The sequence below is a fragment of the Roseateles noduli genome, assembly GCF_050626985.1.
GTDB lineage: Bacteria > Pseudomonadota > Gammaproteobacteria > Burkholderiales > Burkholderiaceae_C > Roseateles > Roseateles noduli_A.
Genome location: NZ_CP192463.1, coordinates 705,242 through 726,194 on the forward strand (window position 1 = coordinate 705,242; position 20,953 = coordinate 726,194).

At 68.9% G+C, this 20,953-nt stretch carries 19 protein-coding genes; 5 read left to right on the forward strand and 14 right to left on the reverse strand.

Features of this window, described 5'->3' with window-relative positions:
• Nucleotides 1-365: 365 nt before the first annotated feature.
• From ACQ4L4_RS03135 to ACQ4L4_RS03165, 7 genes are all read right to left on the reverse strand, one after another.
• Nucleotides 366-1,013 (reverse strand): MgtC/SapB family protein, encoded by a 648-nt coding sequence (locus ACQ4L4_RS03135; RefSeq protein WP_431104858.1) that lies wholly within the window; start codon nucleotides 1,011-1,013, stop codon nucleotides 366-368.
• 29 nt (nucleotides 1,014-1,042) lie between these two features.
• Nucleotides 1,043-2,896 (reverse strand): ABC transporter ATP-binding protein/permease, encoded by a 1,854-nt coding sequence (locus tag ACQ4L4_RS03140; protein WP_431104859.1) that lies wholly within the window; start codon nucleotides 2,894-2,896, stop codon nucleotides 1,043-1,045.
• 300 nt (nucleotides 2,897-3,196) lie between these two features.
• A complete protein-coding gene (locus ACQ4L4_RS03145) occupies nucleotides 3,197-3,724 on the reverse strand; it encodes a hypothetical protein (RefSeq protein WP_431102734.1) in 528 nt (175 codons plus the stop codon).
• 157 nt (nucleotides 3,725-3,881) lie between these two features.
• Nucleotides 3,882-4,919 (reverse strand): serine hydrolase, encoded by a 1,038-nt coding sequence (locus ACQ4L4_RS03150; protein ID WP_431102735.1) that lies wholly within the window; start codon nucleotides 4,917-4,919, stop codon nucleotides 3,882-3,884.
• Nucleotides 4,920-5,050: 131 nt separating this feature from the next.
• Nucleotides 5,051-5,554 carry a hypothetical protein gene (locus ACQ4L4_RS03155; RefSeq protein ID WP_431102736.1) on the reverse strand — a complete coding sequence of 168 codons (504 nt, stop codon included), beginning with the start codon at nucleotides 5,552-5,554 and terminating at the stop codon, nucleotides 5,051-5,053.
• 5 nt (nucleotides 5,555-5,559) lie between these two features.
• Nucleotides 5,560-6,054 carry a hypothetical protein gene (locus ACQ4L4_RS03160; RefSeq protein ID WP_431102737.1) on the reverse strand — a complete coding sequence of 165 codons (495 nt, stop codon included), beginning with the start codon at nucleotides 6,052-6,054 and terminating at the stop codon, nucleotides 5,560-5,562.
• Nucleotides 6,055-6,187: 133 nt separating this feature from the next.
• On the reverse strand, nucleotides 6,188-8,278 hold the full coding sequence (locus ACQ4L4_RS03165; RefSeq protein WP_431104860.1) for an ATP-dependent helicase: 2,091 nt from the start codon (nucleotides 8,276-8,278) through the stop codon (nucleotides 6,188-6,190).
• 241 nt (nucleotides 8,279-8,519) lie between these two features.
• Here ACQ4L4_RS03165 and ACQ4L4_RS03170 point away from each other — a divergent pair, with 241 nt between their 5' ends.
• On the forward strand, nucleotides 8,520-9,389 hold the full coding sequence (locus ACQ4L4_RS03170; protein ID WP_431102738.1) for a hypothetical protein: 870 nt from the start codon (nucleotides 8,520-8,522) through the stop codon (nucleotides 9,387-9,389).
• Here the strand turns inward: ACQ4L4_RS03170 and ACQ4L4_RS03175 are convergent.
• The 7 genes from ACQ4L4_RS03175 to ACQ4L4_RS03205 all read right to left on the reverse strand — a co-directional run bounded on the left by ACQ4L4_RS03175 (nucleotide 9,304) and on the right by ACQ4L4_RS03205 (nucleotide 17,540).
• A complete protein-coding gene (locus ACQ4L4_RS03175; RefSeq protein ID WP_431102739.1) occupies nucleotides 9,304-10,383 on the reverse strand; it encodes an ABC transporter ATP-binding protein in 1,080 nt (359 codons plus the stop codon). The genes ACQ4L4_RS03170 and ACQ4L4_RS03175 overlap by 86 nt on opposite strands.
• 12 nt (nucleotides 10,384-10,395) lie before the next feature.
• Entirely contained in the window at nucleotides 10,396-11,307 is a 912-nt protein-coding gene (locus tag ACQ4L4_RS03180) for a carbohydrate ABC transporter permease (RefSeq protein WP_431102740.1), read from the reverse strand.
• Nucleotides 11,308-11,323: 16 nt separating this feature from the next.
• Nucleotides 11,324-12,202 carry a carbohydrate ABC transporter permease gene (locus ACQ4L4_RS03185; RefSeq protein WP_431102741.1) on the reverse strand — a complete coding sequence of 293 codons (879 nt, stop codon included), beginning with the start codon at nucleotides 12,200-12,202 and terminating at the stop codon, nucleotides 11,324-11,326.
• A gap of 105 nt (nucleotides 12,203-12,307) precedes the next feature.
• Complete coding sequence (locus tag ACQ4L4_RS03190) at nucleotides 12,308-13,561, reverse strand: ABC transporter substrate-binding protein (protein ID WP_431102743.1); 1,254 nt, start codon at nucleotides 13,559-13,561, stop codon at nucleotides 12,308-12,310.
• A gap of 195 nt (nucleotides 13,562-13,756) precedes the next feature.
• Nucleotides 13,757-14,956: a maltoporin gene (locus ACQ4L4_RS03195; protein ID WP_431102744.1), complete on the reverse strand. Its 1,200-nt coding sequence runs from the start codon at nucleotides 14,954-14,956 to the stop codon at nucleotides 13,757-13,759.
• Between the two features lie 339 nt (nucleotides 14,957-15,295).
• On the reverse strand, nucleotides 15,296-16,819 hold the full coding sequence (locus ACQ4L4_RS03200) for a sensor histidine kinase (protein WP_431102745.1): 1,524 nt from the start codon (nucleotides 16,817-16,819) through the stop codon (nucleotides 15,296-15,298).
• A gap of 16 nt (nucleotides 16,820-16,835) precedes the next feature.
• Nucleotides 16,836-17,540 carry a response regulator transcription factor gene (locus tag ACQ4L4_RS03205; protein ID WP_377155787.1) on the reverse strand — a complete coding sequence of 235 codons (705 nt, stop codon included), beginning with the start codon at nucleotides 17,538-17,540 and terminating at the stop codon, nucleotides 16,836-16,838.
• Between the two features lie 155 nt (nucleotides 17,541-17,695).
• Between ACQ4L4_RS03205 and ACQ4L4_RS03210 the strand changes: the two genes are divergently transcribed.
• The 4 genes from ACQ4L4_RS03210 (at nucleotide 17,696) to ACQ4L4_RS03225 (ending at nucleotide 20,923) form a co-directional block, all read left to right on the forward strand.
• The gene (locus ACQ4L4_RS03210) at nucleotides 17,696-17,908 is read left to right on the forward strand and encodes a hypothetical protein (RefSeq protein ID WP_431102746.1); all 213 of its coding nucleotides are present in this window, start codon (nucleotides 17,696-17,698) and stop codon (nucleotides 17,906-17,908) included.
• A gap of 105 nt (nucleotides 17,909-18,013) precedes the next feature.
• Entirely contained in the window at nucleotides 18,014-19,255 is a 1,242-nt protein-coding gene (locus ACQ4L4_RS03215; protein WP_431102747.1) for an acyl-CoA dehydrogenase family protein, read from the forward strand.
• A 14-nt stretch (nucleotides 19,256-19,269) separates the two neighbouring features.
• A complete protein-coding gene (locus ACQ4L4_RS03220) occupies nucleotides 19,270-20,256 on the forward strand; it encodes a methionine ABC transporter ATP-binding protein (protein WP_431102749.1) in 987 nt (328 codons plus the stop codon).
• Nucleotides 20,249-20,923 (forward strand): methionine ABC transporter permease, encoded by a 675-nt coding sequence (locus tag ACQ4L4_RS03225; protein WP_377155778.1) that lies wholly within the window; start codon nucleotides 20,249-20,251, stop codon nucleotides 20,921-20,923. The genes ACQ4L4_RS03220 and ACQ4L4_RS03225 overlap by 8 nt, the downstream gene beginning before the upstream one ends.
• The last annotated feature ends 30 nt before the right edge of the window (nucleotides 20,924-20,953 follow it).

The following is a 20,953-nucleotide window of genomic DNA, read 5'->3' on the forward strand; positions in this document are numbered from 1 at the left end:
GCGCAGAGGCAGTGGGAATGGCGTGCGGCCGATGCGCGGGCGAGTTCGCTTCGTTCCCCGTCGGGCGCTCGCGAGAGCAGCCCGTCGCGCAGCGCCCCGGGCGGCAGCAGGCCCGCACGGATGGCGCCGTCCCAGGCCCGCACCAGGGACAGGACGGTGGAGACATTCGACGTGTCCACGGGATGCCGGAGCGCCGCGTGCCACACGGACGATCCGCGGTGGTCGAGACCGAGCATCAGGGAGCGAGCGTCTCCGGCGCTGATCCGCTTGTCGCGCCACAGCTTGAAGATCGCACCGAGCTCAGTCGCTCCGACAGCAGCCGGGTTCGCGGGTCGTCAGCAGGGGCGCATGGTGCGAGAAGCGAATCAGCGAAGGGCGTCCGCCTTCCGCTCATCCGCCGTCCGCTCATCCGCCGTCCGGCCGTCCTCGTTCCGGGGCTCGTCCTTCCGGGGCGCGTCCGTCAGGCCCTGGTCCGTCAAGTCCTCGTCCGTCCGGGGATGCGGCCGCGTGAACAGCGGCAGCACCGCCAGGATCAGCAGGGCCAGCAGCATGCTGAAGACGGCCGTCGCCTCGCGGCCCAGCCCGCAGGCGATGCCGATGGCGGCCGTCATCCAGATGCTGGCGGCGGTGGTCAGGCCGTGGACCTGTTCCTCGTCCTTCAGCTTGAGGATGGCCCCCGCGCCGAGGAAGCCGATGCCGGCGATGACGCCCTGCAGCACGCGACTCATGTCGGCCAGCGCCATGCCGCCTTGCTGCGGCACCAGCACGAAGAGCGCCGCCCCGAGCGACACCAGCATGTGCGTGCGGATGCCCGCCGCCTTGCCGTGGTGCTCGCGTTCGTAGCCGAGGATCCCGCCCAGCAGCGCCGCCAGCAGCAGGCGCACGGCGATGCGCGTGATCTGCGCGACGTCGGGCACGTCGGAGAACTCGGACCGCACGGTCTCGATGACCTCGTCGGTCCAGGAAGCGGCCGCGGTGGACGCCGCAGTGGTGCCTGCGGTGGATGCCTTGATGGAGGCCGCGAGGGCGGCGGTGGTCGTGCTCATGGCGATTCCTGCTCGACCTTCTCGACCTTGTCGCCTTTGTCGCCTTTGTCGCCCTTGTCGCCCTTCCCGCTGGCCTTCGCGACGAGGCCGGTGTCCGCGCCACCGGCCAGCTTGGCTTCGAGCGCGCTCTCCAACGCGGCTTCCCTCGCGGCCTCCGCCTCCGCCTCGACCGCGTCGAAGTCGTAGCCTTCGGCGGCATGCAGCTGCCACGCGCCGCCGCCGGTGAGGCGCAGCACATGCGTGTGATGCTGCAGCACCGCGTGGCGGTGCGCGATGCTCACCAGCGTGACGCCGTCGCGGCACAGGCGCTCGTAGAGACGGCGCTCGTTGCAGCTGTCCAGCGCGCTGGTGGCCTCGTCGAGGATGACCATCTTCGGCGTGCGCACCAGCACCCGCGCGAAGGCCAGCCGCTGCTGCTCGCCCATGGACAGCAGCTTCTCCCAGTCCTGCGAGGCGTCCAGGCCGCCGACGCGGTCGGCGAGCTCGGGCAGGCAGACCTCGTCGAGGATGGCGCGCAGCGCGTCGTCGTCGAGTTCGGTCGTCGTGTCCGGATAGATCATCTGGCTGCGCAGCGTGCCGGGCTGCAGGTAGGGGCGCTGCGGCAGGAAGAAGACCTCTTCCAGCGGCGGATGTTCGATCGTGCCTTCGCCGCTGCGCCACAGGCCCGCGATCGCGCGCAGCAGCGAGCTCTTGCCGCAGCCGCTGACGCCGGTGATCAGCAGGCTTTCGCCGGGCTTGAGCGCGACGTCGAGCTTCTCGATCAGCAGCCGGTCGAACTGCGGCGTGTAGAGCGTCAGGTCGCGCAACGCGAGCTGGTCGGCGTGTTTCGTCTCGATCTTCTCGCGGGCGCGTTCGTCGCGGGGCTTGCGCTTGTGCATGACCTCGGAGAGCGCATGCAGCCGGTCGATGCCCGCGACGAAGCGGCTGAGGCTCTCGAAGTTGTCGACGATCAGCGAGACGGCGGTCAGCACCGCGGCGAAGGCGCCAGCGGCCTGCACGGCCGCGCCGACTTCCAGATCGCCGGACAGTACGCGCTCGGCCAGGATCACGGCGGGCACGACCAGCGTCAGCTGGCTGAAGCCGCGCTGGAAGAGGTTGAGCGCGCGCTGCTTGCGGATCAGCTTCCAGTAGTTCTGGTAGACGGACTCGAAGCGGCTCTCGATGTGGGCGCGCTCCTGCGGCTCGCCGCGGTAGAACGCGATGGATTCGGCGTTCTCGCGCAGGCGCATGAGTCCGAAGCGGAAGTCGGCCTCGCGGCGCAACTGCCAGAAGTTGAGCTGGATCAGCGGCGAGCCGAAGACGTAGAGCGCGAGGAAGGTGCCCACCGTCGCATAGACGACGAGGAAGGCGACGAGCAGCTTGGACAGCGACCACAGCACGGCGCAGAAGGCCACCAGCTGCATCGCGGAGCCCAGCATCAGCAGCATGAAGTGGGTGGAGCGGCCGGTGAAGGTGTTGATGTCCTCGGAGATGCGCTGGTCGGGGTTGTCGATGTCGCCCGCCCCACCCGTGGTACCGGCACCGATCTCGTAGTACTTGCGTGAGTCGAGGTAGCCGTCGAGGAACTTGCCGGTGAGCCAGCGCCGCCAATGGTTGGAGAAGGCGTCGCGCATGTAGTAGTAGAAGGCGTACACCGGCACCGCGAAGCCCAGCACGATGAGGCTGTCGCGCACGGCGAGCCAGAAGCGCGCGTGGTTGCGTTCGGCGAGCGCGGAGGTCATCTCCCCGGTCTTGTTGTTGAGCATGACGGCGAGCTGGGTCTCGCAGAGCATCAGCACGATCATCAACAGCAGCAGGCCCCAGGCGGCCTTGCGCTGGTCGCCGAGCCAGTAGGGTTTGGCGATCTGCATGAACTGCCGCCAGGCGGCGGCGGACAGGCGCGGCGGGCGGCGGCGCTTGTGCTTCTTCCTGGGCGCGACCGGAGGCGCGGGCGGGCTGGTCGACGACGACGAGCGCGGGCCCGAAGAGGCGGACGGCGGCAGGTCCGTCGCGGGGGAGGAGGGAGAAACCATGAGGGCTGGACCGAGTCTGCCGAGGATGGTTCGACAGTAGCTCCGGTGGCTCATGGGGCGGGTAGGACGGGGCCTACTGCGGGTGACGGAGGGAGGCGCGAGGTGGTCGCGAGGTGGGGCGCCTCCCGGGGATGCCGATCACGGCATGAGCTTCGACACGGCGTACGCGAGGCTGCCCGCGGCGGCGGACGAACTGATGGCGGCGCGGGCGCACCATTTGAGGAGGCGGAGGTCCGATGCTTGTCCGCTCATCTTGATGCGATCGTCGACGGTGGCGATCACCGAGTCGAGCATTTCCTTCACGTTGATCCTCGCGCGATCGAGCGTGGCAGCGAATTCTTTCCTGGACTTCTCGTGCATGTCATGCAGTTCCTGCTTGAACTCGTGCCGACAAGCATTGAGTTCAGCCTTGAACTCGAGGCGTTGGGCGTTCATCTCGAGACGCACCGTGTTGATCTCCTTTGTGAAGTCCTGGCGTTGGTCGTTGAGCTCCTTCCTGAAGACTTCCTGATCTTTCCGAATCGAGGTGAAGCCTTCCTGCATTTCCTGGCGGAGCTTGTGAGTCTCGGCGGAGAGCAGGTCGAGCCGATACATCACGTGATGGAGGTCGGGCTGAGCGTTCGGGATCGGCGTGACGTTGGTGATTTGCGGGGAGTGAGGGTGCATGCGTCTACTCCAGACATGCGGTGAGAGGAGCCGCAGATGCTAGGAGTGATCGGACACCAAAGGCGTGGCGCCAATGCCGAATCTGATGGTTGTTTGACCAGCCTCAAAGAACCTGCTCGCGTCCCCCGCGAGGGGGATTCCAGGCGTAATGAGGGGGTCAGGCCGCCGCGATCTTCGCCAGCGACTTGCGGATCGCGGCCGCGTCGCGCAGGCGCTGCGCGGAGCCGTCGGCATCGAGCAGGATGACCGTGATGGTCTGGCCGCCGCTCTTCATGCGCATCGCCAGACAGCGACCGGCTTCCTCGGTGTAGCCGGTCTTGGACAGGCGGATGTCCCAGCCCTTGGCACCGACCAGGTGGTTGGTGTTGCGCAGCTCGCGCGGGCGGCCGTTGACCTCGACCTCGCTGGACTTGTCGCTGCTGATGCGCGCGATCACCGGGTAGCGCGACGCGGCGGCGGCGATGCGCGCGACCTCGGCGGCCGTCGAGGTGTTGTTGGGCGACAGGCCCGTCGGGTCGGCCAGTGTCGTGTGCGACAGGCCCAGCGCGCGGATCTTGGCGGCGACGGCTGCCTCGTAGGCCGGCAGGCCGCCGGGGAAGTGGCGGGCCAGCGCCGACGCGGCGCGGTTCTCGGACGAGATCAGCGCCAGCTCCAGCGCCGCTTCGCGGGTCATCGTGGCGCCGACGCGCACGCGCGACTTGCTGTGCTTGAGGCGGTCGACGTCGGCGTCGTCGATCTTGATTTCCTCGTTCATGTCCTGCTTCGCGTCCAGCACGACCATCGCGGTCATCAGCTTGGTCAGCGAGGCGATGGGCACGACGGCGTCGGGCTCCTTGGCCATCAGCACGCGGCCGGTGTCGTCGACGACCAGCATGTGGCGGGCGTTGACGGGCAGCTTCATCAGCGGCTCGTCGGACGGCGTCGGGGCGACGACCTTGCCGGGCGACTTGGCGATCAGGGGCGAGGAGGCCGTCGGTGCCGGCGAGGCGGCACTGGCCGGGGCGGCCGGCGCGGGCGTCACGACGCCGGACGGGCTGATCGCGGCGGTGGTGGGGGTCGTCGTCGGGACGACGACCTCGGGGTCGTCGCTGGCGGCCTGCACGATCAGGCAACCGCAGGTGAGGATCAGCGCCGGCAGCGCCAGCTTCCAGTTGGTATGGGCGAGGGTGCGGAGAACGGTGTCGCGGATCGTCACGGCGGTCGGGTGGGCTGGCGGCTGGGTCCGGAGGGAGGCGGGGGTCAGGGGTTGACCGCCGCGAAGTTTAAGTTCTTCGCGGCGGACCGGCATCCGGGCTCGCCGTAACGTGCGTTACGCGCGCGCTGCCGTCATTGGGCGCGTGCGGCGGCCCACCGTGCCCAGGCGAATCGGGACCTCAATGACCGCTTGAGCCTGAGGACCAATCCCCGCACGCCGCGTTCCTCTTCCTCGTACTGCGCCGAAAGCTTTGCCCGTTCTTCCTCGATGGGGGCAACGATCTTTGCGAACACCTGATCGATGCAGGTGAGTCGGCGCTGGACGAGGCGAAACAGGTCATCAACGCTTGTCAAAGAACCGGACTCATGCCAAATCTCCAGGCCTTGGTCATCCAGCACGGCAAGGACATGTCGCGATGTCCAGAGATCGGTGTTCATCGACCGGTGGCGGCTGCCGTGATCCAACTGATACACGGCGAAATGAAAGCCTTCGTGTGTCGTCTCGTAGCGAAGCACACCACGGGCGTCCCCGTTCGGGTCGGTGGTCGGCCGGACCATGTGCCATTCGATCTCGCGGAGTAGCGTCAGGCGATAGAGAGCGAGAACCAGAGAAAGATTCTTTTCGTTGATGGGCATGGTGATTACTCCAAATGAAGACTGACGGATGCCTCGTTGAGATGCAGCAGGGCACGGTGCAGCTCATCTCGAGCACGCGCCGATGCCTTGGACGCTCCCGCCTTCTCCCCGTCAAGATCAGCCACTGCTTCGGCCGCGTAGCGGATGGCCCTCCTAACGGGGGTGCGCGCGCGCGACGGCGCGAAGGGCAACGCAATTTCCAAGGTCGCAGAAGTTGAAGAAAGGGCCGCTCGCAACACGATCCATGGAGGTTTCGGACTGTCGAGTAGTGCGGTCAGACCAAGGACCTTGATCTCCAAGTCCTTGGTGATGGCAGGAAGACGGGCTCGAGACCGAAACGACTGCCTGACGTTCCTGACTTGCCACCCCACCGCGACCGTGATCGCGAAGCCGATCAGACCGACGAGCGTGTTGAGGTCCTGGATCCACTGCGGGATCAGGCTGGGCGGGCAGGCCGCGAGGAGTGCGGCAGCCGCGGTGGCGAGGGCGGAAGACTGCATGCCTTCATGCTATGAGCGCTCCAGCGCGTCGCGATTCATCCAGTTGCAGCTCCGCGACGATCGCGAAGAGTGCGCACCAATGAGGGATTGAATCGATCGCGACGGGGGATTCAGTCCACCCCGATGGGGGAGCTCAGTCCCAGGCCTTGCGCAGCTTCGCGGCGACGTCCATCGCCGGCTTCACGAGCTCGGGCAGCGGCACCTGCGCCTGGTTGGCGGGGCCGACCTTCTCGAAATGGCGCACCACCTTGCCCGGCAGGAAACGCGACACGCTCGCGTAGAGGTGCCGATCGCCGTTGCGCGTCTGCTGCGTCACGTAGAAGCGCTGCGGCACCATCACCGCGAGGTGGTCCTTCGCCCGCGTCATCGCGACGTAGAGCAGCCGCCGCTCCTCCTCGATCTGCGCCTGCGCGCCCGTGCTCAGGTCCGACGGCATGCAGCCGTCCACGCAGTTCAGCAGGTACACCGCATTCCACTCCTGGCCCTTGGCGGAGTGGATCGTCGACAGGATCAGGTAGTCCTCGTCCTTCAGCGGCACGCCCGACTCGTCGCTGCTCGCGTCGGGCGGGTCCAGCGTCAGCTCGGTCAGGAACCGCTCCCGCGACCCGTAGCCCTGCGCGATGCGCGTGATCTGCTCCAGGTCGGACAGACGCACCGGCGCATCGTCGTAGAGCCGCTCCAGATGCGGCGCGTACCACTGCACCGCCTCCTCCAGATCCATCGGCCAGCTGGAGTCGGCGATCAACGCCAGCATCAGGTCGCGCAAGGCCGCCCAGGAGGACGCCGCGGCGCGTGGCGGCTCGAAATCGCGCAGCGCCTGCGCCGGATCGGCCGCGGGGGCCATCGCATCGAGCAGCCGTCTCGCGCTCGCGGGACCGAAGCCCGGCAGCAACTGCGCCACGCGGAAACCCGCCAGCCGACCGCGCGGGTTCTCCGCCCAGCGCAGCACGCTCAGCACGTCCTTCACATGCGTGCTCTCGAGGAATTTCAAGCCACCGAACTTGACGAACGGGATGTTGCGCCGCGTCAGCTCCAGCTCCAGCGGCGCCGCGTGGCTCGAGGTCCGGAACAGCACCGCCTGCTTCGTCAGCTTCAGCCCTTGCTCGCGGCGTTCCAGCACCTTGTCGGCGACCCATTGCGCCTGCCGCGCCTCGTCGTCGACGGTGACCAGGTGCGGCAGCTCGCTCGAGGTCTTGTCGGTCCACAGGCGCTTCTCGTGGCGCTCGCGCGCCATCGCGATGACGGCGTTGGAGGCATCCAGGATGGTCTGCGTCGAGCGGTAGTTGCGCTCCAGCGCGACCACGCGCGCGGGCGGGTCGAACTGCGCCGGGAACTCCAGGATGTTGCGCACCTCCGCCGCGCGGAACGAGTAGATCGCCTGCGCGTCGTCCCCGACCACCGTCAGCCGGTCGCCGCGCGGCTTGAGGCGCTTGAGGATCGTGGCCTGCAGCCGGTTGGTGTCCTGGTACTCGTCGACCAGCACGTGCTGGAAGCGCTCGCCGAGCTCCGCGGCCAGCGTGTCGTCGCTCATCAGCTCCGACCAGTAGAGCAGCAGGTCGTCGTAGTCGAGCAGCTGCTGGTGCTGCTTCTCCTCGACGTAGGCCTTGAACAGGCGCTTGAGCTCGTCATGGACTGCGAAGCACCAGGGGAAGTGCTCCTGCAGCACCTGGTCCAGCCGCGCCTCGCTGTTGACGACGCGCGAGTAGATGTTCAGGCAGGTCGCCTTCAGCGGAAAGCGGTCGGTGGTCTCGGCCAGGCCGAGCGCCTGACGCTGCAGGCCCATCAGGTCCTCGGCATCCGCGCGGTCGAGGATGGTGAAGTTGGGCGCGAGGCCGATGCGATGCGCGTACTCGCGCAGCAGCCGTGCGCCGACGCTGTGGAAGGTGCCTGCCCACGGGAAACGCGGCGGCGCCTGCGTCGCGCGCAGGCCGAGCGCGCGATGCAGCACGCGTCCCGCGCGGCGTTCCATCTCGCCGGCGGCGCGGCGCGAGAAGGTCAACAGCAGCAGCCGTTGCGGATCCGCGCCGGATTGGATCAGGCGCGCCACGCGCGACGCCAGCGTCTTCGTCTTCCCGGAGCCCGCGCCGGCGATCACCAGCAGCGGCCCGTGCCCGTCCGAAGAGGCTTCGCCCAATCCGTGCTCAACCGCGGAGCGCTGCTCGGGGTTGAGGTCGGCGAAGACGTCGATCTGCGTATCGGCGAGGGCATCGGAGCACATGAGCATGATCATAGCTGTATGCATTCACAGCCCTTGGCCGAGCGCCGCGCCAATCGCAGGAGCGGAGTCAACGAGTGCTTGTGGGGCCGGAATGACTCTGGGGGTTCCCGGAGGGACGCCCCCTGAGTCGTGGAGAGCCCGCGCCGGGCCCCCCGAAGGCTGTCGCACACAAAGCGCTCAGCCTCCAAAGGCCTGCCCGTACAAACGCCCCGCTTGCCGGAGGCATGTGCCTTGCCCATGATGGGGCATGCTCCAGATCCTCGTCATCCTCAGCGCGCTGTCCATGCCCCTGGTGGCCTGGGCGTCCCAGCGCGGCGTGTTCGGGCCCGACAACGGCGCGATCTCCGACCGCTTTCCGACACTGCTTGTCGCCGACGGCTACGCGTTCTCGATCTGGGGGGTGATCTTCCTGCTCGATCTCGTCTTTGCCGCCTGGCTGCTGCGCGGCCAGCCGGTCCCGGACAGGGAAGGGCATCGCGACTCGCATCGCTGCCACTGGCTGGTCATCATCGGTTTCACGCTGACGGCGAGCTGGATGATCGTGTTTTCGCAGCAATGGTTCGGCCTGGCGCTTGCCGTCATCTGGGCCGCGCTGGCGAGCCTGCTGTGGGCGCTGATGCTGGTGGCGCGGGCGATGCCGCGCGGCGCGCAGTCCTGGCTCGCCGTGTTCCCGCTGGCGCTGCACGCGGGCTGGCTGTCGCTGGCCGCGTTCCTGGACACCGCGCAGACGGTCGTCGCCGCGCAGATGCTGCCGACGCAGGACCAGTTGCCCTGGACGCTGGTGCTGTGGGCCCTGGCCGCGTTGCTGCTGCTGGTCGCCAACGCGCGTCTGCACGCGCCGGGCACCGGCCCCGCCGCGCTCGGTTATGCCGGCGCGGCGGTGTGGGGCCTGGTGGGCGTGTACGTGAAGCAGACCGCCTCGCCGATGAGCGGCTCCGACGGTTCCGCCTGGATCGCGCTGGTGCTGGCCGCGGTGCTCGCGGCGCAGACCCTCTGGCTGCGGATGAGACCTGCCGGTCCCACCGACGGCCTCAGGCCAGGCGGCGCTCGTCCTTCGCGTCGAACAGGTGGGCCGACTCCGCCGCCCATTGCAGGCGAACCGCGTCACCGACATTGAGGTGGGGGTTGCCCGAGACGCGCGCCGTCATCGGGCCCGACGGCGTGTCCACCAGCAGGTAGGTCTCGGGACCGGTCGGCTCGCTCATCTTCAGCACGCCCGGCATGCCGCCCGCGCCCGCGTCGGTCGTCTCGGCCAGCCGGATGTGTTCCGGACGCACGCCGTAGAGCACGCCGCCGGCCGCGTCGATCGACGCCTGCTGCGCCGCGTTCACCGGCAGGGTCACGCCTTGCGCGGCGAGCGCGCCGCCCCCGTTGCGCTCGGCTTGCACGAAGTTCATCGTCGGCGAGCCGATGAACTCGGCCACGAAGCGGTTGGCCGGCCGCGTGTAGATCTCCTCCGGCGTGCCGAACTGCTGCACCAGCCCGTCGCGCATCACCGCGATGCGGTCGCCCAGCGTCATCGCCTCGACCTGGTCGTGGGTGACGTAGACCGTCGTGGTCTTGGTGCGCTGATGCAGCAGCTTGATCTCGGCGCGCATCTCGATGCGCAGCTTCGCGTCCAGGTTGGACAGCGGCTCGTCGAACAGGAACAGCTTCGGATCGCGCGCCAGCGCGCGCCCCATCGCCACGCGCTGCCGCTGGCCGCCCGACAGTTGGCCCGGCTTGCGGTCCAGCAGGTGGTCGATCTGCAGCATCTTCGCGACGCGCTGCACCGTGGTCTCGCGCTGCGCCTTCGGCACCTTGCGCATCTCCAGCCCGAAGGCGATGTTCTGCGCGACGTTCATGTTCGGATACAGCGCGTAGCTCTGGAACACCATCGCGATGTCGCGGTCCTTGCTCGGCAGGTACGTGACGTCCCGGTCGCCGATGTGGATCGCGCCCGAGGTCGGGTGCTCCAGGCCGGCGATCATCGCCAGCAGCGTCGACTTGCCGCAGCCCGACGGGCCGACCAGGATCAGGAACTCTCCGGCATCGATCGACAGGTCGATGCCCTTGAGGATGTCGGCCGATCCGTAGCTCTTGCGGACTTGAGAAATGGCGAGCGCGCCCATGCTTGACTCCTCTTAACCCTTGACGGCGCCGGCGGTCAGCCCACGCACGAAATACTTGCCCGCGACCACGTAGACCACGAGCGTCGGCAGCGCGGCGATCAGCGCCGCAGCCATGTCCACGTTGTATTCCTTGACCGAACTGGACGTGTTGGCCAGGTTGTTCAGCCCGACCGTGATCGGCTTGCTGTCGGCCCCGGAGAACACCACCCCGTACAGGAAGTCGTTCCAGATCGAGGTGAACTGCCAGATCAGCGTCACCACCAGGATCGGCGTGGACAGCGGCACCACGATGCGCCAGAAGATCTGGAAGAACGAGGCGCCGTCCAGCGTCGCCGCCTTGATCAGCTCGTCGGGCAGGCCGGCGTAGTAGTTGCGGAAGAACAGCGTCGTGGACGGCATGCCCGCCAGGATGTGGACCAGGATCAGGCCCCACACCGAACTGGCGATGCCCAGCGTGCCCAGCACCTGGCTCATCGGCAGCAGCACGACCTGCATCGGCATGAACACGCCGAACAGCAGCAGCCCGAACAGCAGCTCGCTGCCGCGGAAGCGCCACTTGGTCAGCACGTAGCCGTTGATCGCGCCCAGCGCGGTGGAGATCAGCACCGCCGGCACGACCATCAGCACCGAGTTCATGAAGAAGGGCTTCAGCCCGCCGCAGTCGGTGCCGGTGCAGGCGCTGGTCCAGGCCTTGGACCAGGCGGCCAGCGACGGCGCCATCGGCACGGACAGCAGGGTGCCGTTGCGCACCTCGTCCATGCTCTTGAGCGAGGTGCTGACCATCACGTACAGCGGCAGCAGGAAGAAGAAGGCGAAGACCAGCAGCACGGCCCACAGCAGCAGGTGCTGCACGGTCAGGCTGCGGGATCCCCCCGAGGAGGGAGGACCGGAAGAGGGACGGGAAGGGGAGGTGAGGGCACTCATGTCGCGGCGCTCGCGGTTACTGCTTCGAGCGGAGCTCGGAATAGAGGTAGGGAACGACGATGGCGGCGATCGTGGCCAGCATCACCGTGGCGCTGGCCGCGCCCAGGCCGATCTGGCCGCGCGAGAACGCCATCGTGTACATGAAGGTCGCCGGCAGGTCGGTGGCATAGCCGGGGCCGCCCGCGGTCAGCGCCATCACGAGGTCGAAGCTCTTGATGGCGATGTGCGCCACGACCATCAGCGTCGAGAAGAACACCGGCCGCAGCGTCGGGATGATGATGCGCCAGTAGATGCGCGGCAGGGACGCGCCGTCGACCTGCGCGGCCTTGATGATGGAGTCGTCGATGCCGCGCAGTCCCGCCAGGAACAGCGCCATCACGAAGCCCGCGGACTGCCACACGCCGGCGATGACGACGCAGTAGATCGCCATGTCCGGGTCGACCAGCCAGCCGAAGCTGAAGTTCTCGAAACCCCATTGCTGCATCAGGTGCTCGATGCCCAGCCCGGGGTTGAGGATCCACTTCCACGCCGTGCCGGTCACGATGAAGGACAGCGCCATCGGGTACAGGTACACCGTGCGCAGCACGCCTTCGCCGCGGATCTTCTGGTCCAGCAGGATGGCCAGCAGCAGGCCCACGGCCATCGCGCCGCCGATGAACAGCGCGCCGAAGATGCCGAGGTTGGTCAGGGCCAGCCACCAGCGCTCGTTGTCGAACAGCGCGCGGTACTGGTCCAGGCCGACGTAGGTGTAGTTCGGCAGCAGCCGCGACGCGGACAGCGACAGGTAGCCGTTCCACGCCATCAGGCCGTAGATGAAGAGGAAGGAGACGAGGAAGGTCGGCGCGACCACCAGCTTGGGAAGCCAGGGACTGCGGGGGGCTCGGGAAGCGGACATGCGGAGGAGCGGACCTGAGGACGCGCCGCGGACGGCGCGTCGGGAGAAACGGAGCGGGGGCGGTCCGATCGGTCCGCCCCCTCGGGGCCAGCGTATGCTGGAGGTTTACTTCGTCTTCGCGGCGGCCGCCAGTTTGGTCTGCGCGTCCTTGGCCGTCATCCTGTCGCTGTTCCAGAACTGGCTCACGACGTCCTTCATCGCGCCTTCGGCCGCGGCGGGAACCGCCATGCCGTGCGCGATCGACGGCACCAGGGTGCCCGACTTGGCATCGGCGGCGAAGTCCGTCGCGGACTGCTTGGCGCAGTCGTCGAACTTGTCCATCTTCATCCCGGTGCGCACCGGGATCGATCCCTTGTTCAGGTTGAACAGCTCCTGGAACTCCGGCGACATGATCGCGGTGGCCAGGTCCTGCTGGGCCTTCTCATTGGCGGCGTTCTTCAGCTTGAACAGCGCGAAGGAGTCGATGTTGAAGGTGAAGGCCTTCTGCGTGCCCGGGGCGGCGACGCACAGCACGTCCTTGCCCGGCGCCTTGCCCGCGGCGACCCATTCGCCCTTGGCCCAGTCGCCCATCAGCTGCATGCCGGCCTCGCCCTTGATCACCATCGCGGTGGCCAGGTTCCAGTCGCGGCCCGACGCGTTCTTGTCGGTGTAGTCCTTGATGCGCTTGAAGGTCGTCAGCACCTTCTCCATCTGCGGACCGGTCAGCGTGGCCGGGTCCAGCTGCACCAGCGCCTTCTTGTAGAAGTCCACGCCGCCGACGCCCAGCGCCACCGATTCGAAGGTGGTGAAGTCCTGCCAGTTCTGGCCGCCGTGCGCGACGGGGATGATGCCGGCCTTCTTCAGCGCCTCGGCGGTGACGAAGAACTCGTCCCAGGTCGTGGGCAGCTTGGCGCCCGCCTTCTTCAGCGCCTCGGGGTTGACCCACAGCCAGTTCACGCGGTGCACGTTGACCGGCGCGGCGATGTAGTGGCCCTGGTACTTCATGATGCTGGCCACCGCCGGCGGGATCACCTCGTCCCACTTGCCGGCCTTGGCGACGGCGTCGACGTTGGTCAGCACGCCTTCGGCCGCCCATTCCTGCAGCGACGGGCCCTTGATCTGCGCCGCGGCCGGGGCGTTGCCCGACACCACGCGGGACTTCAGCACCGTCATGGCGGAATCGCCGCCGCCGCCGGCCACCGCGAAGTCCTTCCACGTGTGGCCCTGCTTCTGCAGGGTGGCCTTCAGCGCGGTGGCGGCCTTGGCCTCGCCGCCGCTGGTCCACCAGTGCAGGACCTCGACCTCGCCGGCCTGGGCCGCGCCGGCGGCCATCAGCGCGCACAGCGCGGCGGCCTGGGACAGTTGCTTGAGCTTCATCATCGGGGGGTCTCCATGTCGTCTGGAATTGGGTTTCGAATCACGGTTCGCATCGCGTTTCGTGTCGCGTCCGGCATCACCTTCCGGGCATCGCATCCGGCTCGCGCCGGACGGTGAGTGGGTGCGATGTTGTCATGGGATGTCGGATGAGGCGGGGCGCGTCGCGCCCCTCAGTCGTCGTCCGATCGGAACCGGGCCTCAGAACCAGACTTCGACTTGCGCACCGAAGCTGGTGCCCGAGGTCTCGCCGTCGTAGCCGGCCACGCCGGTCACGTTGCCGGCCGCCTTGTTCCACTTGGCGTGGGTGACGTAGAGGCGGAACTCGGGTCGGTCCATCAGCGCCGGGCCGGTGGACAGCGTGGGGGCGAAGGTCACCTTGGTCAGGCGCGCGCGCTGGCCGCCGTCGGGCTTGTACTGCGAGACGCCGGCTTCGGTGAGCAGCTTGAAGTTGCGGGTGACGCCGTAGGACAGGCGACCGCCGACCGACGTGGACACCGTGGCCTTGCCGGCGTTGTCCTTTTCGTTGGCCCACAGCAGCATGCCCATGCCGCCCCAGGCGCCTTGCTGGAAGTTCACCGATTCGACGACGCGGAACTTCTTGGCCGCGGACGTGTCGGTCTGGTTGCCGAAGTTGGAGTTCAGGCCGGTGGAGCCCTGCGCGTACTGCACCCACAGCACGTTGTTGAAGGCCGAGCCGAACAGCTTGGCCTGGACATGCTTGGCGGTCAGGCCCCAGCCGTTGGTGCCGCCGGCGAACTGCGACTTGGTGGCGGTGCCGAAGAAGGCCAGCGTGCCGTCGGTGTTGGAGTTGATGTCCACGTACTCGACGTTGCCGCGGTGGGCCGGACGCTGGTTGTTGTCCTTGTCGTTGGTGTAGTACGCGACGCCGAGCTTGCCCGGGCCGACGTTCAGGCCCTTGAAGCCGGCGCCGATGCCGGCCATCTCGGTGAAGTAGGTGTCGACGATGTGGACGTCGCCGCGGCGGCCGCGTTCCTTGCCGGCCCAGACGGTGGCTTCCGGCGCGAAGTCGAAGCCCTTGGCCTCGGCATACATCTGCGCCAGGCGCAGGTGCTTGGCGTCGTCCGCGTCCGAATGCGGATTGAAGTAGTCCGTCATCAGCACGACCTTGTAGTCGATGCCGTCCTTCTTGAAGCCCTGGGCGAGCTGGAACTCGCCGTAGATGTCGCACTCGTTGCCGAGGCGGTACTTCATGCCGCTGGTGCCGCCGTTCAGGGCGTAGCAGGCGCGGCTGGCGCCGCCGTCGGTGGTGCCGCCGGGGCCGGCGCGGAAGTAGCCGGTGTAGTCCAGGGCATGGGCGGAACCGGCGGCCATCAGCAGGCCGGCGGCTGTCGAGAGCGTCGACAACGTGGTGGTGCGCAAGCGCGAGGTGCGTGTCATGTTCAGTCTCCGGTTGTCTCCGAGCAACGGTGCTCCGGGCGTGCCGCCGTTAATCGGACGTTTATCTTTCTTGCATGCGGGCTGAACTTTAATAATTCATTAATGAATCTATATTGGTGCTTACCACTAGCGTTGTGGTGCATGAAAGGCGGGGAGTTCGGGCGTATGGCAGCAATGTCGGGCGCCTGGCGTGTGATCGGGGCAGTCTTGGTGCGCGCGGAACGCCGCCGAGCGCGCAGGTCCGGGGAAGCGATGGCGGTGGCAAGTCCTGCGAGGACGGACATGCGATGACCGGCCGGGGCCAGGTCGTGCCCACGCCAGGGGCGGGCGGCCGGGGGCTCAGGCGGCGAGCGGCAGGCTCATCGAGACGCGCAGGCCGCGCGGCCGGGCCGTCGACAGGACGATGCGGCCGCCGTGGCGCTCGACGATCTCCTTGACGATCGCCAGGCCGAGTCCGCAGCCGTTGCCCTCGTGGGTGGCGCGGAAGAAGCGCTCGAAGACCTGCTCCCGCAGGTCCTCGGGGATGCCGGGGCCATTGTCGGTGACGACCAGCTCCGCGCGGTCGGCGCCGCCGTGCACCTGCACGGTGACCCGGGCGCCGCGGCCGGCGTAACGCAGCGCGTTGTCGACGAGGTTGACCAGCGCCTCGCGCAGCAGCAGCGGGATGCCGGTGACCTCGACGGGGCGGTCCTCCTGCCCCGGTTCCTGCCCATCTTCCCGTGCTTGCTCCTCGCGGGAGAGGCCGGGGACGGTGAGTGGCTCCTCGAGCTGCGAGGCGGAGGCGCAGTCCGGATCGCTGTCCGGACCGTCGTAGCCCAGGTCCACGTTCTGCTGGAGCGCGCGCGGCACCAGTTCGGCGGTGACCTCCCGGGCCAGCCGGCCCAGGTCGAAGCGCACCGGCGTCTGCCGCGTCAGCGACTCCGGCTCGGTGCGCGCCAGCGCCAGCAGCTGATTCACGAGGTGGGCGCTGCGCGTGGCGCTCTCGTGCACGCGGGCGAGGCGCATCGTCAGCGGTCCGGGGGGCGCTTCGGCCAGTGCGAGTTCGCTCTGGCTCTTGAGCCCCGCCAGCGGCGTGCGCAACTGGTGGGCGGCGTCGCTGATGAAGCGGCGCTGGCCCTGGACGTTGTGGCGCACGGCCTCCAGCAGGTCGTTGATCGCCTGCGCGAGCGAGCGCAGTTCCTGCGGCGCGGCGTCGAGCTCGATGGGGCGCAGGTCGTTGGGCTTGCGGCCCTCGACCAGGCCGCGCAGCCGGGCGATCGGGGCGAGCCCGGCGCCGACGCCGGCCCACACGATCATGCTCATCAGCACGATGAGGATGGACAGCGGCAGCATCGTGTCGATCAGCAGCCGGCGCGCGAGCAGCTCGCGGTTGGCGCTGGAGCGGGCCACCTGCACCAGCATCGTCTGCTGGGCCCTGGGGTTCTCGCCGAACTGCAGGTAGAGCGCGGCGACGCGCACCGGCGAGGCGGTGCCCGCCTCCGGCGCGTCGATCTCCCCGTCGTAGAACTGCGCCTGGCCCAGCGGCGCGCTGGCGGGCATCGCGGGCGGGCTGGGCAGGTTGCGGTTGCCGAGGATGAACTTGCCCGGCGGCGAACTGACCGTGTAGAGCAGCTTGTCGCTGGGGTCGGCCTCGAGCACGTCCTGCGCCGCGCGCGGGAAGTCGATCAGCAGCCCGTTGCCCATCGGCTTGACCTGGCGCGCGAGCGAGCGCGTGGCCTGCAGCAGCGTGGCGTCGACGGCCTCGTTGGCGTAGCGGCCCGCGAGGCGGTAGCTGAACACCGCGCCCGCGAGCCACAGCACGACCTGCGGCAGCAGCAGCCACAGCAGGAGCTGGCGCTTGAGCGAGAAGCGGGAGGGAGCCATCGGCAGGGCGCGCGCCTCAGGCGCGTTCCAGCTCCAGCAGATAGCCCAGGCCGCGCACGGTGCGGATGGCCACCTGCGAGCCTTCGAGCTTGCGGCGCAGGCGGTGGATGTAGACCTCGACGGCGTTGGTCGCCGCGCCGCTGTCCACGGGGCTGGCGGCGCCGGCGGCGGTCCCGTTGCGGTCGCCCGACCAGGCCTGGTTGATCTGCTCCTTCGTGATCACGCGGCCCTGGTGCGTGAGCAGCAGGTCGAGCAGGTCGAACTCGCGCGGGCTGAGCTCCAGCATCTCGCCGCGCACCTGCGCGCTGCGGGTCTCGCGCTGCATGCTGAGCTGGCCCAGCTCGGTGCTCGCCTTCAGCGCGCGGCTGCGACGCAGCAGGGCGCGGAGACGGGCCTCCAGCTCGGGGAAGTCGAAGGGCTTGGTCAGGTAGTCGTCGGCGCCGGCGTTCAGGCCGGCGACGCGGTCCTCCAGGCTGTCCAGCGCGGTCAGGATCAGCACCGGCAGCGACGCGTCGGTCTGGCGCAGCTGTCTGAGCACCTCGATGCCGCCCACCATCGGCAGGCCCAGGTCCAGCACCACCACGTCGAACTGCTGCTTGGCGAGCAGGTACTGCGCGACCGCTCCGTTGGGCGCGTGCTCCACGGTGAAGCCGCTGGCGCGCATCTGTTCGCACAGGGCGTCGGCCAGGATCGCGTCGTCTTCGGCGAGCAGCAAGTTCATGAATGGAAGATTAACAGCCCGGCCCCCGCACTGGACTGGGGCAAGCCCGGGGCGTAGATTCGGTGTCGCGTGCCCCGATGTAGGGCAGCGCCTGACAGGCGGTGACGGCGATGCCGTCTCGCGCAAGGCCCGGTCGATTCGGAATACTCCCCGCCATGCAAGCCAGCGACCTCAAACAGACGCTTTGGCGCGTCGTCTACACCAGGAGCGCCAACCTGCAGAGCAACGGCAATGCGGCGGGACCGTGGCATCCCGACAAGCGACACGTCGAACAATGCGCGCAGGCGATGCGCGCGATGCTCTCGCAGGACGTCGGCATCCAGAGCAACGCGCAGGCGGCGAAGAACGAATCGACCTGGTCGAGCTGAATCGCCACCGCATAAGCACAGACGAATTTCTCGCTTCGGTCCGCGCGGTCGGACAGGAACACTCGGCGTCATCGCGCATTGCCGCCCCCGAGTGCCTCCCCGCCAATGACTGCTCCCGTGCTGCGGCGTCTCGACGACGCCTCCCCGACTTCCTCCGCCACGTCTGCCGCATCCCCGCTGGCCCAACTCCTGGGGTCAGGACTTGACCGCGTCGTGGAACAGCTGGCCGCGACGGCCGTGCAGCGCGACCGCGAGGGCGGTCACGCCGCCGAGCAGCGCGAGCTGATCCGCGCCAGCGGCCTGCTCGCGCTGACGATTCCCGAGGCCCATGGCGGCCTGGGCGGCGGCATCTCCGAATTCTTCGACGCCGTGCGGCGGATCGCCCGCGTCGACAGCGCGCTGGCCCATGTGCTGGCCTTCCACCACCTGCAGCTCTACGGCGTGTCGCTGTATGGCGGGCCGGCCGCGACGGCGCATGGCGCGCGCCATCTGCGCGAGACCGCCGAGCAGCGCCTGTTCTGGGGCAATGCGCTCAATCCCGCCGACACGCGGCTGACGGCGGTGCGCGACGGGGCCGGATGGCGCCTGGACGGGGTGAAGAGCTTCTGCTCCGGCGCGCTGGGCTCGGACCGGTTGACGGTCTCGGCGACGACGGGCGAGGGCGGCTTCCTGATCGGCGTCGTGCCGACGCGGCGCGAGGGCGTGCGCGTCGAGCAGGACTGGGACGCCTTCGGCCAGCGCCAGACGGACAGCGGCACGGTGCGCTTCGACGCCGTGCGGCTGGACGACGACGAGCTGCTGCAGGTGCCGGGCCAGAGCCCGACCCCGCGGGCGACGCTGCGCTCGCAGATCGCTCAGCTGATCATGACCCACCTGTACCTGGGCATCGGCGAGGGCGCCTTCGACGAGGCGCGCCGCTACACGGCGACGCGCGGCCGGGCCTGGTCGGCGTCGGGCGTGTCCCGCGCGGTCGACGATCCGCTGGTGCAGCACCGCTACGGCGACCTGTGGCTGAAGGTGAGGGCGGCGCAGGCCGTGTCGGCCGAGGCCGTCGACCGCCTGCGGCGCGCGCTCGATCGCGGCGAGGCCCTGACCGCGCAGGAACGCGGCGAGGTCGCGGTGGCCGGCGCCGAGGCCAAGGTGCTCGCGCACCGCGCCGGCGTCGAGGTCGGCAGCCAGCTGTTCGAGCTGACCGGCGCGCGCAGCACGTCGGCCGAGTTCGGCCTGGACCGGTTCTGGCGCAACGCGCGGGTGCACACGCTGCACGACCCGGTCGACTACAAGCTGCGCGACCTGGGCCGCTTCTTCCTCGACGGCCGGATCCCCGATCCGACGGCGTATTCCTGATCGAGGAGGTCCCGATGAGCGACCAGAAGCACGACCCGAGCGCCCCGACGTTCGATCCCGAGAGTGGGCAGAAGAGCGTTCAGCAGAGCGCTCCGAAGTTCGATTCGGAGTTCGATTCGAAGGGCGACAAAAAGGGCGACAAGAAGGGCGACCCGCTGATCCGCCTCGACGGCGTGTCGAAGTCCTTCGCGCTGCCGGACGGGCGGCGTTTCGAGGCCGTGCGCGACGTGAGCCTGTCCGTGCGTCCCGGCGAGATCCTCGGCCTGATCGGCAAGAGCGGCGCGGGCAAGTCCACGCTGCTGCGGCTGATCAACCTGCTGGAGCGGCCCGACGCGGGCCGGGTGCATGTCGCCGGCCGCGAGATGACCGCGCTGAAGCCGGCCGAGTTGCGCCGCGAGCGGCAGCGGCTCGGGATGATCTTCCAGCAGTTCAACCTGCTGCAGAACGCGACCGCGGCGGAGAACGTCGCCTTCCCGCTGCGGCTGCACGCCGGCCGCTCGCGCCGCGAGATCTCCGATCGCGTTGCCGATCGCGTTGCCGAGTGCCTGGCGCTGGTCGGGCTGACCGACAAGGCCGACCAGTACCCGTCGCAGCTGAGCGGCGGGCAGAAGCAGCGCGTCGCGATCGCGCGCGCGCTGGCGCCGCAACCCGACGTGCTGCTGTGCGACGAACCGACCTCCGCGCTCGATGCCGAGACCACGCGCGAGCTGCTCGCCACGCTGGCCGACATCAACGAGCGGCTGGGCGTCACGATCGTGATCGTCACGCATGAACTCGAGGTCGTGCAGGCGCTGTGCCGACGCGCGGCGGTCATCGCGGAAGGCCGGCTGGTCGAGCAGTTCGACGTCGTCGACGCGACGCGCGCGGCGACCTCGCCGCTGGGGCTGGAGCTCGCGCGGCTGCAGCGGCAGGCGGCGAACCTCGCCGCGCTGGACGCCTCGGCGCTGGCGACCTCCGAGGTGATCGCGTCGATCGGACGCCGGGAGGTCCGCCATGCTTGAGAACCTCATCGGGCTGCTGCCCGAGATCTGGACCGCGCTCGGCCAGACGGGCCTGATGCTCGCCATCGGTCTGGGCGCGGCCGTGCTGTTCGGCGGTCCGCTGGGCGTGCTGCTGTTCCTGCTGAGCCCGGGCCAGTCGCTGTCAGGGCATCGCGGCGCGGGCCTGCTGCATCGCCTGATCAACGCGGTGGTGAACACCGTGCGCAGCTTCCCCTTCATCATCCTGCTGGTCGCGCTGGTGCCGATCACGCGCGTGATCGCGGGCACCTCGATCGGTCCGCTGGCCGCCGCGGTGCCGCTGTCCTTCGCGGCGATCCCGTACTTCGCGCGCCTCGTCGAGCAATGCCTGCGCGAGGTGCCGCGCGGCGTCATCGAGGCCGCGCACGCGATGGGCGCCTCCGAGACGCAGATCGTCCTGCGCGTGCTGGTGCGCGAGGCGCGCGCCGGCCTGGTGGGCGCGCTGACGGTGCTGGCGATCAGCTTCCTGTCGTACTCGGCGGTGGCCGGGGTCGTCGGCGGAGGCGGCATCGGCGACCTCGCGATCCGCTACGGCTACTACCGCTTCCAGACCGACGTCATGGTGCTGACGGTCGCGATCCTCGTCGTGCTCGTGCAGCTGATCCAGTTCACCGGCCAGCGCGTGGCGCGGCGGCTCGACAAGCGATGAGCGCTGAGCGCTGAGCGCTGAGCGCTGAGC